At 64.0% G+C, this 17770-nt stretch carries 12 protein-coding genes and 9 pseudogenes; 14 read left to right on the top strand and 7 right to left on the bottom strand.

All coding sequences use genetic code 11. The features are described 5' to 3' along the window. Positions 1-52: 52 nt before the first annotated feature. Complete coding sequence (gene gltS / locus PXD02_RS06180) at positions 53-1258, top strand: sodium/glutamate symporter (RefSeq protein WP_036707945.1); 1206 nt, start codon at positions 53-55, stop codon at positions 1256-1258. Between the two features lie 13 nt (positions 1259-1271). On the opposite strand, the gene PXD02_RS06175 is transcribed toward gltS, so the two are convergent. Continuing rightward, on the bottom strand, positions 1272-1757 hold the full coding sequence (locus PXD02_RS06175) for an IS5 family transposase (RefSeq protein WP_131023395.1): 486 nt from the start codon (positions 1755-1757) through the stop codon (positions 1272-1274). Next, positions 1655-1870: a transposase gene (locus tag PXD02_RS16855; protein ID WP_165456312.1), complete on the bottom strand. Its 216-nt coding sequence runs from the start codon at positions 1868-1870 to the stop codon at positions 1655-1657. Before PXD02_RS16855 ends, PXD02_RS06175 begins: the two co-directional genes overlap by 103 nt. Positions 1871-1878: 8 nt before the next feature. Between PXD02_RS16855 and tnpB the strand changes: the two are divergent. The 8 genes and pseudogenes from tnpB to PXD02_RS06135 all read left to right on the top strand — a co-directional run. Then, a pseudogene (tnpB, locus tag PXD02_RS16850) lies at positions 1879-2229 on the top strand (IS66 family insertion sequence element accessory protein TnpB); the annotation flags it as partial. A gap of 45 nt (positions 2230-2274) precedes the next feature. After that, a pseudogene (locus PXD02_RS06165) lies at positions 2275-2442 on the top strand (acyl-CoA transferase); the annotation flags it as partial. Positions 2443-2628: 186 nt separating this feature from the next. Continuing rightward, positions 2629-3481 (top strand): annotated as a pseudogene (locus tag PXD02_RS06160) (IS3 family transposase); the annotation flags it as partial. 285 nt (positions 3482-3766) lie between these two features. After that, on the top strand, positions 3767-4846 hold the full coding sequence (locus tag PXD02_RS06155) for an IS110 family RNA-guided transposase (RefSeq protein ID WP_036707957.1): 1080 nt from the start codon (positions 3767-3769) through the stop codon (positions 4844-4846). A 16-nt stretch (positions 4847-4862) separates the two neighbouring features. Continuing rightward, positions 4863-5141: pseudogene (locus PXD02_RS06150) on the top strand (integrase core domain-containing protein); the annotation flags it as partial. Positions 5142-5161: 20 nt separating this feature from the next. Further along, a pseudogene (locus tag PXD02_RS06145) lies at positions 5162-5869 on the top strand (DUF2163 domain-containing protein); the annotation flags it as partial. After that, positions 5866-6300 (top strand): NlpC/P60 family protein, encoded by a 435-nt coding sequence (locus PXD02_RS06140; protein WP_168783748.1) that lies wholly within the window; start codon positions 5866-5868, stop codon positions 6298-6300. The pseudogene PXD02_RS06145 and the gene PXD02_RS06140, both read left to right, overlap by 4 nt. Before the next feature lie 9 nt (positions 6301-6309). Next, positions 6310-8493, top strand: a pseudogene (locus tag PXD02_RS06135) (baseplate multidomain protein megatron); the annotation flags it as partial. 178 nt (positions 8494-8671) lie between these two features. Here the strand turns inward: PXD02_RS06135 and PXD02_RS06130 are convergent. Further along, a pseudogene (locus PXD02_RS06130) lies at positions 8672-8980 on the bottom strand (integrase core domain-containing protein); the annotation flags it as partial. Positions 8981-8996: 16 nt separating this feature from the next. Further along, positions 8997-9716: pseudogene (locus PXD02_RS06125) on the bottom strand (transposase); the annotation flags it as partial. On the opposite strand from PXD02_RS06125, the pseudogene PXD02_RS06120 reads away from it, so the two are divergent. From PXD02_RS06120 to PXD02_RS06110, 3 genes and pseudogenes are all read left to right on the top strand, one after another. After that, positions 9714-10397, top strand: a pseudogene (locus tag PXD02_RS06120) (GTA baseplate fiber-binding domain-containing protein); the annotation flags it as partial. The pseudogenes PXD02_RS06125 and PXD02_RS06120 sit on opposite strands and share 3 nt — an antisense overlap. 10 nt (positions 10398-10407) lie before the next feature. After that, positions 10408-11484, top strand: a complete 1077-nt coding sequence (locus PXD02_RS06115; RefSeq protein WP_255330494.1) for a DUF2793 domain-containing protein — start codon at positions 10408-10410, stop codon at positions 11482-11484. A 157-nt stretch (positions 11485-11641) separates the two neighbouring features. After that, a complete protein-coding gene (locus PXD02_RS06110; RefSeq protein ID WP_090735029.1) occupies positions 11642-12322 on the top strand; it encodes a L,D-transpeptidase in 681 nt (226 codons plus the stop codon). 36 nt (positions 12323-12358) lie between these two features. Here PXD02_RS06110 and PXD02_RS06105 read toward each other — a convergent pair whose 3' ends face one another. After that, complete coding sequence (locus PXD02_RS06105) at positions 12359-12643, bottom strand: hypothetical protein (RefSeq protein ID WP_040610620.1); 285 nt, start codon at positions 12641-12643, stop codon at positions 12359-12361. A 181-nt stretch (positions 12644-12824) separates the two neighbouring features. On the opposite strand from PXD02_RS06105, the gene PXD02_RS06100 reads away from it, so the two are divergent. Beyond that, the gene (locus tag PXD02_RS06100; RefSeq protein ID WP_119001071.1) at positions 12825-15179 is read left to right on the top strand and encodes a heavy metal translocating P-type ATPase; all 2355 of its coding nucleotides are present in this window, start codon (positions 12825-12827) and stop codon (positions 15177-15179) included. A gap of 62 nt (positions 15180-15241) precedes the next feature. Beyond that, positions 15242-15754, top strand: coding sequence for a L,D-transpeptidase family protein (locus PXD02_RS06095; protein WP_040611036.1), 513 nt, complete (start codon positions 15242-15244; stop codon positions 15752-15754). On the opposite strand, the gene lnt is transcribed toward PXD02_RS06095, so the two are convergent. Further along, positions 15735-17342 (bottom strand): apolipoprotein N-acyltransferase, encoded by a 1608-nt coding sequence (gene lnt / locus PXD02_RS06090; protein WP_119001072.1) that lies wholly within the window; start codon positions 17340-17342, stop codon positions 15735-15737. The two genes, PXD02_RS06095 and lnt, sit on opposite strands and share 20 nt — an antisense overlap. Next, positions 17309-17767 (bottom strand): signal peptidase II, encoded by a 459-nt coding sequence (gene lspA, locus PXD02_RS06085; protein WP_090735086.1) that lies wholly within the window; start codon positions 17765-17767, stop codon positions 17309-17311. The genes lnt and lspA overlap by 34 nt, the downstream gene beginning before the upstream one ends. Positions 17768-17770 lie beyond the last annotated feature (3 nt).

Below are 17770 nucleotides of genomic sequence, written 5' to 3'. Positions count from 1 at the left end.
GGGGCAAAGCGGAATCAACATCAGTTGACAGCATTCTGACAGGCGCCGCCGCGTGACCTTCTTTACGGTTCATCCCTTCCATTCCTTCAATCTTGCCGTGGTCTTGCTGATCGCGGGCAAGATCCTGACCCTGAACATTGATCTTCTGCGCCGCTATTCGATCCCCGAGCCGGTGGCGGGCGGCTTTCTCTGTATCGCGGTAACGGGGCTCCTCTGGGCGCTGTTCGATCTGAAGGTCTCATTCGAGGTGGGGATCCGTGATTTCCTGCTGCTGGTGTTCTTTGCCGGTATCGGGCTGAAATCCGATATCCGCACGCTGCTTGCGGGGGGCAGGCCGTTGGTGATCCTGTTGATCCTTGCGACCAGCTTCATCCTTTTGCAGAACTTCGCGGGGATGGGGCTGGCGAGGCTCTTTGGAATGGAGCCGAAGACCGGGCTGATGGTCGGCTCGGTTTCGCTGACCGGCGGCGTTGGCACCACGCTGGCCTGGGCACCGATATTCGCCGAAAAGCTGGGGATCACGAATGCGCTGGAACTGGGGGTCGCGGCCAATACTGTCGGGCTAATCGCGGCCTGTGTGATCGGCGGGCCGATTGCGGCGCTCCTGATCCGGCGGGGCGGGCTGAAGGCGGAAAACAAGCGCGATCTGGACATCGGCGTTCCGAATGAGGGGCGCGCGGTCCGGATGGATTACTTCTGCATCCTCTGGTCGATCCTGGCGCTGAATGTCACCGTGCTGATCGGGCTGGCGCTGCATGAGGCGATCACGGCGGCCGGCGTCACGCTTCCAGCCTTTGTCAGCTGCCTTGTCGCGGGGATCGTGCTGCGCAACCTTTTGCCGCTGGCCCCGAGGCGGTTAGTGCGGCGGATCTGGCCTGGGGTCGATGATGCGCTGGCGCTGATCTCGGATCTGTCACTCGGGCTTTTCCTGATCATGGCGCTGATGGGCCTGCAGGTCTGGGAGCTGAACGGCGTCCTTCTGTTCATTACCGCCGCCCTTGTGATGCAGATCCTGCTGACGGTCGGATTCACGATTTGGGTCGTGTTCCCCGCGATGGGGCGCGATTATGAGGCGGCGGTGATCTCGGCCGGGTTTGGCGGTATCACGCTCGGCTCAACCGCCACCGCCATCGCCAATATGACCGCCGTGGCGCAGCAACATGGCGCGGCGCACCGGGCCTTTGTGATCGTGCCGCTGGTCTGCGGCTTTTTCATCGATATCGTCAACGCGCTGATCATCTCGGCGCTGGTCGGCTAGGGTGTGTTGACGTTCACCGGAGTCGGATGACGGTTGCGGCGAGAGCAATGAAGGCGCTGAAACTTTCATCAGTCTTGCAGCAGCGCATGGCGATGCCTCTGTATTCCTTGAGCCTGCCGAAGAGGTTCTCGATCAGGTGCCGCCACTTGCAGGTTTCGCGGTCGAATTCGGCGGGGAAGCGGCGGTTGGACTTTGGCGGAATGACCGGCTCGATCCCTGCACCGGTTAGCGCCTCGCGCAGCCAATCGGCATCGAACGCCCGGTCGGCAAGAAGTTGGCCACACGTCAGGCCATCGATCAGCGCCCCTGTGCCGCGCAGATCATGGGCCTGTCCCGGCAGCAGCCGAAAGTCGGTCAGGTTGCCGACCGCATCGGCCAAAGCCATGATCTTGGTTGTTATCCCTCCGCGAGAGCGCCCGATGGCCTGGCTTTGCGTCCCCCTTTTGCGCCCTGTCCGTGGCGGTGAACCTTGACGATGCTGCCGTCGATCATGGCGTATCCAAAATCGGCATCTTCAGCCAGGGCTCGGAACATGCGGTAGAACGCATCGGCCTTTACCCATCGCCGGAACCGCTTGAACACTGAGTTCCACTTGCCGAAATCCGCCGGCAAGTCGCGCCATGGACAACCGGTCCGGACTATCCAGAGACCCGTTCTGCGGAGCCGCCTTTGTGTTCCGAGCGAAGCGGGCGGATCGGATCAAGCTCTTGATCTGGGATCAGACCGGGATAGTGCTGGTTCACAAGCGGCTCGAGGGCGGCAAGTTCGTCTGGCCACAGGTGCGCGACGGGGTCATGCGCCAGACGCTGATCAACGATGATCTCGACGCCTTCACCCGGATCCCGGCAATGTACGGCAATTCCATCGCGCAGCTGGAGTCGGACGTGGTCTGGGGCATCATTACCTCGAACCCGGCCATGGCCGACGGCAACGCGCTGTTCCACACCACGCACAAGAACCTCGCGGGCACCGGCGCGGCGCTGGCGGTCGATGCGGTGGGCGCGGCGCGGGCGGCGATGCCCGCCACCGCCCTGCGCGGTGAGGTGCTGCCCGAGCGCGTCCCGGCCGAAGGCCTGCTGATCCTGCGCGACGGCGAGCCAGGCGAGCCGGAGGTCACGCTCTCGCCACTACGCTACCACTACCAGCACCGCGCCGAGATCGAGGCTGTCGTTCAGTGCGCTGCGCCACGACGAGGTTCCTGCGATCCTGCAGCGGGGCGAGCGCGTGCTGTCGCGGCGCGAGGCGCAGAGCTACGGCGCAGGCGGAGGCGTCAACATAACCATCATGGCGCGTGACGCCGAGAGCTTTGGACCTGCCCCGGTTTCGTTCCGGTCTTCTGAGAGCGATGCTCTCACCAAAGGAGACAGGATATGGCAGCGACACACGGCGACGAGTTCAAGCGGGATGCGGTTCGCATCGCGCTCACCAGCGGCCTGACGAGACGTCAGGTTGCGTCTGATCTTGGGGTTGGGCTTTCGACGCTCGGCAAGTGGATACGGGCGATTTCCGATGAGGCGAAGGTGCCTGACCGGGACGCCGATCTTCTGCGCGAGAATGAACGGCTGCGGAAAGAGAACCGTATATTGCGCGAGGAGAGGGAAGTATTAAAAAAGGCGGCTCAGTTCTTCGCGGCTCAAAAGCCGTGAGGTTTCAGTTCATTGCCAGCTATCGGGGCAGCCTTTCGCGCAGCCATCTCTGTCGCATGATGGGCGTAACGGATCGCGGGTTGCGCGCGTGGCTGCGCAGGCCCCCGTCCATCCGTCAGCGGCGCGACATGGTGATCCTGGCGCATATCCGCGAACAGCATCGGCTGAGCCTGGGCAGCTACGGCAGGCCGCGGATGACCGAAGAGTTGAACGAGCTGGGCCTGCGGGTCGGACAGCGTCGGGTAGGCCGTCTGATGCGCCAGAACGGCATCCGCATCATCCGCAGCGAGCGGCGTTCAAGCGCACCACCGACAGCGATCACGCCTTCAACATCGCGCCGAACCTCTTGCAACAGGACTTTTCGGCGAGTGCCCCGAACCAGAAGTGGGCGGGCGACATCACCTACATCTGGACGCGTGAGGGCTGGGTTTATCTGGCCGTCATCATCGACCTGTTCTCGAGGCGCGTGATTGGCTGGGCTATCAGCAACAGGATGAAACAGGATCTGGCGATCAGGGCGCTGAACATGGCTGTTGCCCTGCGCCGCCCGCCACCAGGCTGTATTCATCACACGGATAGTCAGAAGATGGTTGCCAGTTCTTGGGCGGCCTGACTCTCACAGCGATAGACCGTCTGGTAAGCTGGCGCCGCAAGGCGTCCTGCGCGGTTTGACCCACACACTGATCGACCGCCGTGTCTTTCCCCGGACCTGTCGGCCGCCCAGGAACGCCTTGCGGAGAGGCTGCGCCTCGCCGCTGCTTGTGACCCGAGAAGGGCCTGACCGATCCGGTCACATGACTGTCCTGTCCATGCATCCGGTTGGGGTGGAGCTTGTGGAACTTGCAACTCAAAGGGCCCAGACATGCACGAGACAAGCAATACCGCGAACCGTATTGTCGGCGGCGTCGACACGCACAAGGACTTGCACGTGGCCGCCGTCGTTGACAACCATGACCGAATCCTCGGAACCAGCAGCTTTGCCGCGACGCGACAAGGCTATCGCCAGATGCTCGCTTGGATGCGCAGTTTGGGCCAGCTTCAGCGCGTGGGGATCGAATCCACTGGCAGCTACGGCGCGGGGCTCCTGCGCTTCCTGCAAGCCGCAGGGATCGAGGTTCTCGAGATCACCGCGCCTGATCGGCAAGACCGGCGCAGGCGCGGCAAGAACGATGATCTCGATGCCCAGAATGCCGCACATGCGGCCCTCGCTGGAGCGAGAACGGTCACCCCACGAACCCGCGACGGGATGGTTGAATCCCTGAGAGTTCTTAAGGCTTGCCGTAAGACCGCTGTCACTGCGCGGCGTGTGGCCTTGCAGATGATCCACAACACGATCGTCTGCGCGCCCGATATCCTGCGCGATCAGCTCCGCCATATGACACGGATGCAGTTGGTGCGGACACTGGCCGCCTGGCGTCCGGATCTGACAGCCTATCGTGAAGTCGAGGCCGCCTATCGCATCAGCCTCAAGTCGCTCGCCCGTCGCTATATCGAACTGCACGATGAGATTGCCGACCTCGACATGATGATCAAAGCGATTGTCGAGGACCTGGCCCCTGAACTCGTCGCCCGCAACTCCATCGGCCACAACGGCGCCGCTCAACTGCTGCTTACGGCGGGCGACAATCCGGAACGCCTCAAGTCCGAAGCCAGCTTTGCCGCTCTGTGCGGCGCCAGCCCGGTCCCTGCATCATCAGGGAAGACCGTCCGACATCGTCTGAACCGCGGGGGCGATCGCGCGGCCAACAGCGCGCTGCACATCATTGCGATCGGCCGGCTCAGGACCGATGAGAAAACCAAGACCTATGTGGCCCGGCGCATCGCCGAAGGGCATAGCAAGCTGGAAGCCATCCGCAGCTTGAAACGCTACATTGCACGCGAGGTCTTCGGTATCATCATGCGCCGACAGCAGGACATCAACCGCACTCGCATTGCCGCTTGACAAACAGAAGGGCGTCCGCGGCGCGCAATACTGCGCCCATGACTACCAGAAACTTCTCCGCAAAAACGGGTTCAAGGTATCAATGAGCCGCAAGGGCAACTGCTATGATAACTCGGCCGTCGAGAGCTTCTTCAAGTCCCTGAAGGCCGAACTGGTCTGGAGGCGCGAATGGCACACCCGACGCGACGTCGAGATCGCCCTCTTCGAATACATCAATGGCTTCTACAACCCGCGCCGCAAACACTCAGCCCTCGGCTGGAAATCACCCGTGGCCTTCGAGCAGAGGGCCGCTTAACATGAGCACCTGACCGGAACAGAAGCGGTGCAGGTCCACTTTCGGTCGATGCGCAGGACGCCGAGGGCGTGCTGACCTCTGACCGTATCACTGAGACCGACATCCTCGACGGCCGCTGGGACAATGCCGAGGTAGAGGCCTGGCGGGTAAACTGGGCCGACACCGGCCAGCGCGTATTGATGCGCCGCGGTGCCATCGGCCAGATCCGGCGTGGGCGTCTGGCCTTCGTCGCCGAGGTTCGCTCGCTTGCGCATGTGCTCGGGCAGACGGTCGGGCGGACGTTCCAGGCGACCTGCGATGCCGCGCTCGGCGATGCGCGCTGCGGCGTCGATTTGGAGGATCCAGCGTTCAAGGGCACAGGCGGCGTCCTTGATCTTCTGCGAGACCGGGCATTCACAGCTTCGGGGCTCGGCGGCTTCAATTCCGGCCGGTTCACCTTTGGCACCGTCGAATGGACTAGCGGGGCCAATACCGGGCGGCGAGCGGAGGTCATTGCACATGATGTCACGGAGGGCATCGCGGTGGTGACACTGCTGGAAGCGCCGGTGCGGTCCATCGCTGGTGATGATGCCTTCATTATTCGTGCAGGTTGCGACAAGCGTATTGAGACCTGCAGCGACAAGTTCGCCAATACCGCCAATTTCCGGGGCTTCCCGCACATCCCCGGCCAAGATGCGGTGCTGCGCTACGCCACCAAGGATGGCGGGCATGAGGGGTCCGTGCTGTGACCTCCGCCGATCCCGCCCGCGTCATCACCATTGCGCGGGCCTGGCTCGGCACGCCGTATCACGACCAAGCGAGCCTGCGCGGTGTCGGCTGCGATTGCCTCGGGCTGGCACGGGGCGTCTGGCGCGAAGTGGTGGGCCCCGAGCCGTTCCCGATCCCGCCCTACAGCCGGGACTGGGGTGAGACCGGGCCGCGCGAGGTTCTGGCCGAGGGCGCGCGGCGCATGATGGCTGAGATTGCCCCGTGCGACGCCGGACCTGGCGCGCTGGTCCTCTTCCGCATGAAGCCCCGCGCCATCGCCAAGCATGTCGGGATCCTCACCGGGCCCGCCACCTTCCTCCACGCTTATGAGCGGCTCGGCGTGATCGAGGAACCGCTTACCCCATCCTGGCGACGGCGCATTGCCTTCGCCTTCCTGTTCCCGCAACGCTGAGACCCCGACATGGCCACCCTCGTTCTCGGTGCCGCTGGCGCCGCCATTGGCGGTTCGATCGGCGGCGCAATCCTTGGCGTCAGCGCCGCGACCATCGGCGGCTTCATCGGCTCGACCATCGGCTCGGTCGTCGACAGCTGGATCATCTCGTCGCTGGCGCCCACGCAGCGCATCGAAGGCGCTCGGCTCGACACGCTGCGCATCACCTCGGCCACCGAGGGCGCGGTCATCCCGCGGCTCTACGGCCGGATGCGGATGGGCGGCAACATCATCTGGGCGACGGATTTCCGCGAGGAGACGAAGACCACCACGCAGGGCGGCGGCAAGGGCGGCGGGGGCGGCAAGGTCAAGACGACCGAGTATCTGTACTACGCGAGCTTCGCCGTCGCCTTGTGTGAAGGTCCCATCACCGGCATCGGCCGCATCTGGGCCGACGGCAAGCCGATGGACCTCTCCGGCGTCACCTGGCGCTGGTATCCGGGCGACGAGGCCCAGACCGCCGATCCCTTCATCGCGGCGAAGATGGGCGCGGCCGGCACGCCTGCCTATCGCGGCTCCGCCTATGTGGTCTTCGAGGAACTGGCGCTCTCCGCCTATGGCAACCGCCTGCCGCAGCTCTCCTTCGAGGTGTTCCGGCCGCTGGCCGATCCCGACACCGCCGAGGGGCTGACCCGCGCGGTCACCATGATCCCGGCCTCGGGCGAGTTCACCTATGCCACGCAGGCGATCCGGAAGACCGATGGCGGCGCAACGGTACCCGAGAACCTGAACGCGCTGGCCGACTCCACCGACATGGTGGAGGCGCTCGACCGGCTGCAGGCGATGGCGCCTGCGGTCGAGAGCGTCAGCCTCGTCGTGGCGTGGTTCGGCGACGATCTGCGGGCGGGATCCTGCAAGGTGCGGCCGGGCGTCGAGGTGTCCGCAAAGTCGACCACGCCCGCCAGCTGGTCGGTGAATGGCGTGAGCCGCGCCGGTGCCTTCCTCGTCAGCCGCGACGATCAGGATCGCCCGGTCTATGGCGGCACGCCGTCCGACTTCGCCGTGGTGCAGGCGATCCAGGAGATGAAGGCCCGCGGGCTGCGCGTGACATTCTATCCCTTCATCCTGATGGACGTGCCGCCCGGCAACAGTCTGCCGAACCCCTATTCGGACAACGCCGCCGAGACCGGCCAGCCCGCGTTTCCCTGGCGGGGGCGGATCACCTGTTCGCCTGCCGCTGGCTTCGCAGGGACCGTCGACAAGACCGGCACGGCCGACGCGCAGGTCGCGAGCTTCTTCGGAGCCGCGACGCCCGCGAGCTTTAGTGTCTCGGGCCAGTCGGTTTCGTGGACCGGCCCGTCCGGCGACTGGGGCCTGCGGCGCATGGTGCTGCACTACGCCCATCTCTGCGCGGCGGCGGGCGGTGTCGACGCCTTCCTGATCGGCACCGAGATGCCGGGGCTGACGACGATCCGCTCGGGGGCCAGCACCTATCCCGCCGTGCAGGCCTATCGGGATCTGCTCGCCGATGTGCGCTCGATCCTCGGGTCCGGCACCAAGATCGGCTACGCCGCCGACTGGTCGGAATACTTCGGGCACCAGCCGGGCGACGGCAGCGGCGACGTGTTCTTCCATCTCGATCCGCTCTGGGCCGACACGAACACCGACTTCATCGGCATCGACAACTACATGCCGCTCTCGGACTGGCGGGACGGGTTCACGCGCGGCCAGGAGACTGAACTGCCGCAGGCGCTTAAATGGCAGGTCGCCCGCGCCGACGAGGATTACGATGCGGCCCTCGTCGAGGCGCGACGGATCACCGTGGACACGACCCGGATCGCGTCCGAGTCCTTCCTGATGGCCGTGCCGCCCGAGGAAGCCGAACGCCGCTGCCGCCGCGCGCTGATGGAGGCGTGGGTGGGCCGCGAGACGGCGGCGTTCCGTCTGCCGCCCTCGCGGCTCGCGCTCGATCCGGCCGACGCGATCCGGCTGGAGCATGACGGGCGGCTGGTCGATCTGCGGCTCGTCTCGATCGCCGACGCCGAGGCGCGCGGCATCGAGGCGGTCCGCCAGGACCGCGCGACCTACGATCTGCCGCCCGGCGATCCCCGCGCGGCCTCGCTGACGCGGGCGGTCGTGTTCGGCACGCCGGAGGCGGTGCTGATGGACCTGCCGCAACTGACCGAGGACCAGCCCGCGCATCGGCCCCTCATTGCGGCGCACGCGGTTCCCTGGCCCGGCGAGATGGCGGTGTTCCGCAGCCCTTCCACGGATGGCTTCGAGTTGCTGACCACGTTCGGCAGTCGCGCCCGGATCGGGACACTGGTCTCGGACTTCTATGCTGGCCCCACTGAACCGCCCTGGGTTTACCGGAGAGTTTGTGGTTCAATGATTAGGCTGCTTTTTCGGCTGCGTTCAAGCTTGCGTAGAAGGCCTCCTCTGCTTCGTTCGGCGTGACGTAACCGATGGCGCTGTGCAGGCGCGTCTTGTTATACCAGTCGACCCATTTCAAGGTTTCCCATTCGACCTGACCGACGGACTTCCAGGGTCCGAGGAACTTGATGACCTCGGTCTTGAACAGACCAATGATGCTTTCCGCGAGGGCATTGTCATAGGAGTCCCCGACGCTGCCGACCGAGGTGTCGATGCCTGCCTCAGCCAGCCGTTCGGTATATCGGATCGACAGGTATTGGCTGCCTCGGACGCCCTTCTGTTTGTCAAGCGGCAATGCGAGTGCGGTTGATGTCCTGCTGTCGGCGCATGATGATACCGAAGACCTCGCGTGCAATGTAGCGTTTCAAGCTGCGGATGGCTTCCAGCTTGCTATGCCCTTCGGCGATGCGCCGGGCCACATAGGTCTTGGTTTTCTCATCGGTCCTGAGCCGGCCGATCGCAATGATGTGCAGCGCGCTGTTGGCCGCGCGATCGCCCCCGCGGTTCAGACGATGTCGGACGGTCTTCCCTGATGATGCAGGGACCGGGCTGGCGCCGCACAGAGCGGCAAAGCTGGCTTCGGACTTGAGGCGTTCCGGATTGTCGCCCGCCGTAAGCAGCAGTTGAGCGGCGCCGTTGTGGCCGATGGAGTTGCGGGCGACGAGTTCAGGGGCCAGGTCCTCGACAATCGCTTTGATCATCATGTCGAGGTCGGCAATCTCATCGTGCAGTTCGATATAGCGACGGGCGAGCGACTTGAGGCTGATGCGATAGGCGGCCTCGACTTCACGATAGGCTGTCAGATCCGGACGCCAGGCGGCCAGTGTCCGCACCAACTGCATCCGTGTCATATGGCGGAGCTGATCGCGCAGGATATCGGGCGCGCAGACGATCGTGTTGTGGATCATCTGCAAGGCCACACGCCGCGCAGTGACAGCGGTCTTACGGCAAGCCTTAAGAACTCTCAGGGATTCAACCATCCCGTCGCGGGTTCGTGGGGTGACCTGACCCTGTTCGGCGGGGCGAACGCGCTCGCGATCGAGAGTGCGCCCGGCACCTGGGAAATCGTGCAGGCGGGCGTGGCAGAGCTTCTGGCGCCGGGTCGATATCGTCTGACCGGGCTCCTGCGCGGCCAGCGCGGGACCGAGGGCGCCATGGGCAACCCGGCGCCTGCTGGCGCGCGGGTCGTGGTGCTCGACGACAGCCTCGCGTCGCTGCCGATCGCCGAGGCCGATCTTGGCATTCCGTGGAACTGGCGTATCGGCCCGGCAAGCCGGCCTGTGAGCGACGAGACCTATGTGGCGCAGACCTTTACCCCCGCGGGCGCGGGACTGCGGCCCTTCTCTGTCGCCCATGTCGAGCAGCCGTGGCGTCGCCCACGCACGCCCGGCGATCTGACCATCCGCTGGACGCGCCGGTCCCGCGCTCTTTCCGCCGACAGCTGGGGCGGGCTGGAGGTGCCGCTGGCGGAGGAACTGGAAACCTACGAGGTCGAGATCCTCGACGGCGCGGCCGTGAAGCGGGTGCTGAGCGCGGCCACCACCAGCGCCGTCTACACCGCCGCCCAGCAGAGCGCCGACTGGGGCGCGCCGCTCGCCCCCGGCGACACCGTCAACATCCGCATCTACCAGCTCTCCGCCCTCGTCGGGCGGGGCGCGCCGAAAACTGTCACGCTCACGTTCTGAAAGCCAACCCATGTCCGACGCCACCACCCATCTCCTGCTGCCCCATATCCTGGCGGCGCAGGCCCAGAAGCACGTCACCCACAACGAGGCGCTGCGGATCCTCGACGGGCTCGTTCAGCTCTCTGTTATCGATCGGGACCTGGCAGCACCCCCTGCGAGCCCCGCCGACGGCGACCGCTACATCGTCGGCTCGGGCGCGACAGGCGACTGGGCCAGCTGGGACCTAAACGTCGCACTCTGGACCGATGGCGCCTGGCTCCGCCTGCCCCCACGGACCGGCTGGCGGGCGTGGGTCGAGGACGAGGGGCTGCTGCTGGTCTATGACGGGTCAGGTTGGGTAGGAACCACGCCGGCCGCGCTGCAGAACCTTGCGCTGCTGGGACTCGGCACGACGGCCGATGCGTCGAATCCGTTCTCGGCCAAGCTGAACGCGGCGCTCTGGACCGCGAAGACCTTGGCCGAGGGCGGCACCGGCGATCTGTTCTACACCATGAACAAGGAGGCTGCGGGCGACGATCTCGGCCTGACGCTGCAGACCGGCTTCGTGACCAAGGCGCTGGTGGGGCTGTTCGGCTCGGACAGTTTCCGGCTCGCCGTCTCCGCCGACGGCAGCACCTTCTTCGACGGGCTGAGCGTCGACAACGCGAACGGCATCGTCGATCAGCCCCGGCTGCCGCGGTTCAAGGCGTACACCAACTACGACAACTATGTCGGCGTAGGAACCTGGACGAAGATCGGCCTGAACAACACCGACTATAACGATCAGGGGGCGTTCGACGCCGCGAACAACCATTTCGTGGCGCCTTCGGATGGCACCTACCTCTTCGGCGCGACGCTGCTTTACAAGATCAACGCCAGCGCCACGGCCCGCATGCGCGGGCGGCTCGTGCTGAACGGCACGACGGAAATCCGCGGCTCCCTCGGCGAAATCTCCGCCACCCATGTCTCGCTAGCCACCGCGATCTGGCTGCAGACCATGGTCCCGCTCACTGCGGGCGACACCGTCGAGTTGCAGGGGTATTTCCGGGTCGCGGACGGCTACTTCGCGGCTGACCACACCTCGTTCTGGGGCGCGAAGATCGGCTGAGCGGCAACAACGGGATTGCACACGCCCCTTTGACCTGTGCGGCGCTAGCGGAAAGAAATGCCTTGAAGCTCTAGTTGGTGGAGGTTGCATATCGAGACACGAAAGCGCTGCTCGTGCCTCGCGAGCCTGCGCAAATGCCCAGAACAAAGGCTGCCAAATGCTGACAAGACGACACTTCGTTCGATCAACCACAGCGCTGTTTTCAGCGTCGGTCTCCGGCCCACTCCTCGCCGATACCTGGCCCACCGAGGCGCAGAAGGCTGCCTGGGATGCACAGGTGACGCCTCCAAATTATGTCCCCGAAACCTCCAATCCTTGGGGTCTGCACCCGCGGTTCCTGCCGCAACGAGTCGTCGCGAAGGACGGTCTCGTACCGGGAGATATCCATGTCGATGCGGTCGCGCGATATCTCTACCATATCGAGGAGGGTGGAACCGCTATGCGTTATGGCGTGGCGATCGGGCGTGGCGACCTCTACGAACCGGGTATCTATACGATACAGCGCAAGGTCGAGTGGCCGCACTGGACCCCGACCCAGAACATGATCGAGCGGGAACCGGAGATTTATGCGCAGTTCGAGGGTGGTGTGGAACCCGGGCCCGAGAACGCGCTCGGATCGCGGGCCATGTACCTCTACGTCGGGGATCGCGACACATATTTGCGGATTCACGGTACCCCGTTTCCGCAAAGTATCGGCAGCCGAGCCAGCTCGGGTTGCGTCAGGATGGTGATGGCGCACATCAACAGTCTCTATCCACGTGTCGAGATCGGCTCGACGGCGTATCTCTATTCGGCGGAAGGCAGCCTTGCGGCACCAGAGGTTGGCGACCTGTGGTGATGCGCGCCGAGCGACGGATGCTGCCGTTCGCATTCGTCAGGCCTGCGCCTGCCGACAGATAGCCGCTCCGTTTCTTGCCCGAAGTGGCAGGAGCGTTGTCTCGACCTGACCGCGATGCTCGTACCAGTAACACCCGTCGTCAGGCAGCAGGCGGACGGTTGAGAGATCCTGACCGTCCGCCGCCAATTCGAGAACGATCTCGGGAACGCCGGACTCGGGTTCAGTGGCAGGCAACTGGCCGACCTCCTGCGAGCCGCAGCTTGCGGTCAGAAAGAGTGCGACGACAGCCATCTTCATCCGTGTCCGAGTAATACTCAGCATTGTTGTTCCTTCCGCTTATGCCACTCCTCGCGACGGTTTTCATGGGTAGTGCTAAAACCGCACGGATCACCGCACTTTCTAGCAAAAATACAAACTGAAATACCACCGTATTTTGCTCTTGAAGCTCTAGCTACTGTAGGGGCTATGTCATGGTGATGCACCCGAATCCAGAGGTCCATTCATGCCGTCCGACACCCATCACCACGATCACGATCATGCCGAAGACGACCAGGCAAACGGCGGCAACTGTTGCGGGAGCGCGGGAACGTGCGGCGACATCGAGCCGACGACGCCCGCGCCGACGGGCGGGCGCAGTTTTCAGGTGTCCGGCCTCGATTGCGCCGAGGAGGTCGCGATCCTGAACAAGGTGGTTGGCCCGAAGATCGGCGGGGCCGAGCATCTCGCGTTCGACGTGATCAATGGACGGATGACTATTCTCGACAGCGCCAAGAGTGTATCGGACGGCGAAATTGCAGAACTGGTCGCAAGCACCGGCATGACCGCCAAGCCCTGGGATGCCGAAAACGCGTCGGTCGACCAGGCGGCCCATCTTGCACGACAGCGGCTGTTTACGGCGCTCAGTGGCGGCTTCTGGGCCGCGGGATTTCTGTGGCACATCATCGAGACCGGCATGGGGGGGGCACTCGGCCTCTTCGCAGGGCACGGCGAAGCGCCGATGCCACTGGTCGAGGCAGGGCTATTCGCGGTTGCGATCCTGTTCGGTGTCTGGCTCGTGGCACCCAAGGCATGGTCGTCCGCACGGAGGCTGTCGCCCGACATGAACCTGCTGATGGTGGTCGCGGTGGCCGGTGCCATAGGGCTTGGCGAATTCTTCGAGGCGGCGACGGTTGCGTTCTTCTTCTCGCTCTCGCTCTACCTCGAAAGCTGGAGCGTCGGGCGTGCGAGGAATGCGGTCTCGGCGCTCTTGGATCTTGCACCACCGACGGCGCGCGTGATCCGCGAAGACGGAAGCGAGGCCGACGTTCCGGCGGCTCAAGTCGCCGTAGGCTCAAGCTTCATAGTACGCGGTGGCGACCGTATCCCCCTCGATGGTGAGGTGACGGACGGCGCGGGCGCGGTCGATCAGGCGCCAATCACCGGAGAGAGTGCGCTGGTCCCAAAGGAACGAGGCGACGAAGTCTATGCCGGCACGATCAACGGCGAAGGCACATTGACGGTGCGCGCCACGAAGGCCGCCTCGGACACCGTCTTGGCCAAGATCATCCGCATGGTCGGCGACGCCCATGCCCGCCGCGCGCCGGTGGAGCAATGGGTGGCGAAGTTCGCCCGCATCTACACGCCTATCGTCATGGCTCTCGCCATTGCAATTGCCCTGCTGCCGCCGCTCATTTTCGGTGGGGCCTGGGATTATTGGTTCTACAATGCACTCGTGCTGCTAGTGATCGCCTGCCCGTGTGCTCTGGTCATCTCGACACCGGTCTCCATCGTCGCCGCACTCACCGCTTCAGCGCGGGCCGGAGTGCTGATCAAGGGCGGTGCATATGTTGAGGCACCGGGCAAGACCACTGCACTGGCCATGGACAAGACCGGCACGATCACCATGGGCGAGCCCGAGGTGGCGGCGGTGCATCCGCTGGGTAGAGCATCGGCGCAGGATCTGATGACCCTCGCCGCGGGGCTCGAGGCACGTTCCTCGCATCCCTTGGCGCGCGCCATTCTCGCGCGGGCAGAAGCCGACGGCATCAAGGTGTCCGCCGCAGAAGATACCCGAACCGTTCCTGGTAGGGGACTTGAAGGACGCACTGACGGCCGGTCGATCTGGCTAGGGTCGGACCGGTTTGCCGAGGAGAAGGGTTTCGGTGACGCCATTCCGAAGGATTTGCGCGACCGCATCGAAGGGGCTGGCAGCACCCTTGTTGCCGTGGGCGACGACACCGGCGTGACCGGCATCCTGGAATTGCGCGACCGTATCCGCCCCGACGCCAAGGGCATCGTGGCACAGCTCCACGCGCAAGGCGTGAAGACCATCGTCATGCTGACGGGCGATAACGAGCGGACGGCGCGCGCCGTTGCAGCCGAGGTCGGCATCGACGAGGTCCGCGCCGAGCTTCTGCCCGAAGACAAAGTGACAGCCATCGAAGAACTGGTCGAAACGCATGACATGGTGGCCATGATCGGCGACGGGGTGAACGACGCCCCCGCCATGGCGCGGGCGCATTACGCCATCGCGATGGGTGCTGTTGGTTCGGACGCGGCAATCGAGACTGCGGATATTGCCCTGATGACCGACGACCTTGGCAAGGTGCCTTGGCTGATCGGTCATTCGCGCCGGACAATGTCGATTATCCATCAGAACATCGGTATTTCCTTGGCGACCAAGGGCGTTTTCGTTGTCGCTACCGCGTTTGGAGTGGCATCGATGTGGGGCGCTATTGCAGCCGACGTAGGAGTGTCATTGCTGGTGGTGGCCAACGCCCTGCGCCTGCTGAACAGCCAAGAGGCCAAGGCGCCTCCGTCCGGCGGTGAACAGGTTGGTCCACAGATGACAAAGGCCGCGCTTGCCCATGCACATTGATCACGCAGCATTTGCAAGGTACCGTAATATCCATATCCGACCTCACCAAAGAGGCATGAGCAGTGAAAACCATCCGATTTCCCCGCCGCGCCGTCCTGTTGGGCGGGTTCGCAGCGTTTTTGTCCGGCTGTGCCAGCAAGTTCCGCAGCTATGGCGGACCCGAGGTGACCCGTGTTCGGCTTTATAAGGGGCAGCGCTTGCTTGTTCTCGACGGAGCCGATCGCGTATTGCAAACCTATCCGGTCGGGCTGGGTTTCGCTCCTGAGGGTCACAAGCAATTCGAGGGAGACGGCCGGACCCCGGAGGGCACCTACATAGTCGATAAGCGCAACCCTGAAAGCACTTATCATCTTTCGGTTGGCATCTCTTATCCGAATGAGGCCGACATCGCTTTTGCCGAGGCGCAGGGCCGATCCCCCGGGGGCGACATCTTCATCCATGGTGGTCCACGACCCGGCATCGACCCAACGGACGTCCGCGACTGGACAGCTGGCTGCATCGCGGTCACAGATCGGCAGATCGAGGACATCTATGCAATGGTGAAGGACGGAACACCTATCCACATCTTTGCATGACGGTGTTTCTCATGCGGCGGTAGCGCGCCGTCGCATTGGTCGCCGTTGCCCAGCTCCACGAAGCCAAGATGAGCGCCAGCAGCATCCAGTCCCCGAAGCTCGCGTAGAGTGTCGGCGGTCGCGCGGAGGGCAGGCTAGCGTCGATGATGCCCGTTTCGCCGGTATCGAGCCGCGCAACGATCTCTCCGCTCGTGTCGATGACCGCAGAGATGCCCGTATTCGCGGCTCGAATGACAGGAAGGCCTTCCTCTACGGCGCGCATACGTGCGGAAGCCAGATGCTGCTCAGGTCCGATGCTGGTGCCAAACCAGGCGTCGTTGGTTGCGTTGAAGATCCAGTCTGGCTTGAACAGGTCGTCGACCACATGGCTTGGGAAGATGATCTCATAGCAGATCGCTAGGGCGACCAGCGGCACACCCGGAAGCGCAAGCGTTCGCGGGCCCGGTCCGGGCGTAAAATCGCCCAGACCCGCCGTGAGCCGCTCGATGGGCGACCAGCCGCGGAATGGCACATATTCGCCGAAGGGTACGAGATGATGTTTCGCGTATCCGGTCAGGATTCTGCCGGTCGCGCCAAAAGCCTGGACCGTGTTGAAATATCGGGTGCCATCTTCGCTCGGTACACGGTCCGGCACACCGGTGAGCAGCACCCTGCCGTCTGGTAGCGCAGCGGCAATGCGATCCCGTGCCTCCGTATCCTCATCGAGGAAACCCGGAAAGGCGGTTTCCGGCCAAAGAAGAACGTCGAAATCGCCGGGCTGGGTTGAAAGCTCAAGATAGCGCGCGAAGGTCGCCTCGCGGTTCTCGGGCGCCCATTTCTCCTCTTGTGGAATGTTGCCTTGGACGATGCGCAGGTCGACACCGGGTGGCTGTTGTGCATCCGACTGGAGGCGAAGCGTGCCGACAGCCCACATCGTCGCGATGCCCGCCAGCGCCATGAGCGAAACGGTCAATCGTTGCCGCCCGGACGCCATGACAGCCGCGCCGGGAAGTGCCGCGACGAACACGGTGAGAAAGCTTAGCCCATAGCTTCCGACCCAGGCGGCGGGTTGGCGAGGAGCGGCGTAATCGACCAAAGCGTAGCCGGCGAGGTTCCATGGAAAACCTGTCAGAACGTGACCGCGCAACCACTCGGCCACGGTCCAGGAGGTCGCGAACAGGAGGCAGGCCAAGAGACTGCCCATGGCTCCACGCCGCGCGATTTCGGCGAAAAGCGCGGCGGCAATGGCCGGGAAAATCGCGAGACCTGCGGACAATCCCGCGACGGCCGGGATCGCCATCGCCCCGAACCGCTCGGCCTCGACGTAGAAACTCTCTGCAATCCACGAAATCCCGAAACCGAACTGGCCGAGACCAAACGCCCAGCCGACGAGGAAAGCGCGCCCGAAGGAGAGATCGCGAAGCCCGACAAACAACGCGGAATAGGCAACGGGAACAAGCAGGAGAATCGAAAGAGGCGGGAAAGTCAGAACCGTCAGCGCCCCGGCGGCGAAACCAAGCGTCATCCGCGAAAGCAAACAGGGGCGCAGAGCGATGCGGTTCAGAATTTCCGTCTTCACGACTTGATCGGACGCCGCGCGCTGATCCATGGCGCGGCGAGCAAGAGCCCTACGCCACTGACGACAAATACATCGGCCATGTTGAAGGCAGGCCAATGTGTTGTGCCAATGTAGAAATCGAGAAAGTCTGTTACAGCCCGATAGCGCACACGATCGATGACATTGCCCAGCGCTCCGCCAATGATCGCGCCGTAGGCAAGTGTTTCGGCCGCATTTTCGACGCGAAACAGCATGACAGCAAGCCAAACACAGATGGCAAGAGCGAGAGCGGTGAGGCTCCACCACGGCGCGCCGCCCAGCATCCCGAAAGTCACGCCGTCATTACGAGAAAAGACGAGGTTGAATCCCGGAAACACGGAAATCCCGGCGCTAAAAGTGGCGGCATTCGCAACGACAATGGCTTTGGTGATCTGATCGATTGCGAACGCAGCAAGCGCGGCAAAGACGCCGATCACTTT

The sequence above is a fragment of the Paracoccus sp. S3-43 genome, from assembly GCF_029027965.1.
In the GTDB taxonomy this organism is placed as follows: domain Bacteria; phylum Pseudomonadota; class Alphaproteobacteria; order Rhodobacterales; family Rhodobacteraceae; genus Paracoccus.
The sequence above is the reverse complement of the archived record's forward strand: the minus strand, read 5'-3'. Positions and strand labels throughout refer to the sequence as shown.

What these genes read in the sequence shown, in the direction of transcription:
- PXD02_RS06100 (WP_119001071.1), top strand. Translation starts at nt 12,825, where the DNA reads ATGCCGTCCGACACCCATCACCACGATCACGATCATGCCGAAGACGAC.
- PXD02_RS06155 (WP_036707957.1), top strand. Translation starts at nt 3,767, where the DNA reads ATGCACGAGACAAGCAATACCGCGAACCGTATTGTCGGCGGCGTCGAC.
- PXD02_RS06105 (WP_040610620.1), bottom strand. Translation starts at nt 12,643, where the DNA reads ATGCTGAGTATTACTCGGACACGGATGAAGATGGCTGTCGTCGCACTC.
- lnt (WP_119001072.1), bottom strand. Translation starts at nt 17,342, where the DNA reads ATGGATCAGCGCGCGGCGTCCGATCAAGTCGTGAAGACGGAAATTCTG.
- PXD02_RS06115 (WP_255330494.1), top strand. Translation starts at nt 10,408, where the DNA reads ATGTCCGACGCCACCACCCATCTCCTGCTGCCCCATATCCTGGCGGCG.
- PXD02_RS06110 (WP_090735029.1), top strand. Translation starts at nt 11,642, where the DNA reads ATGCTGACAAGACGACACTTCGTTCGATCAACCACAGCGCTGTTTTCA.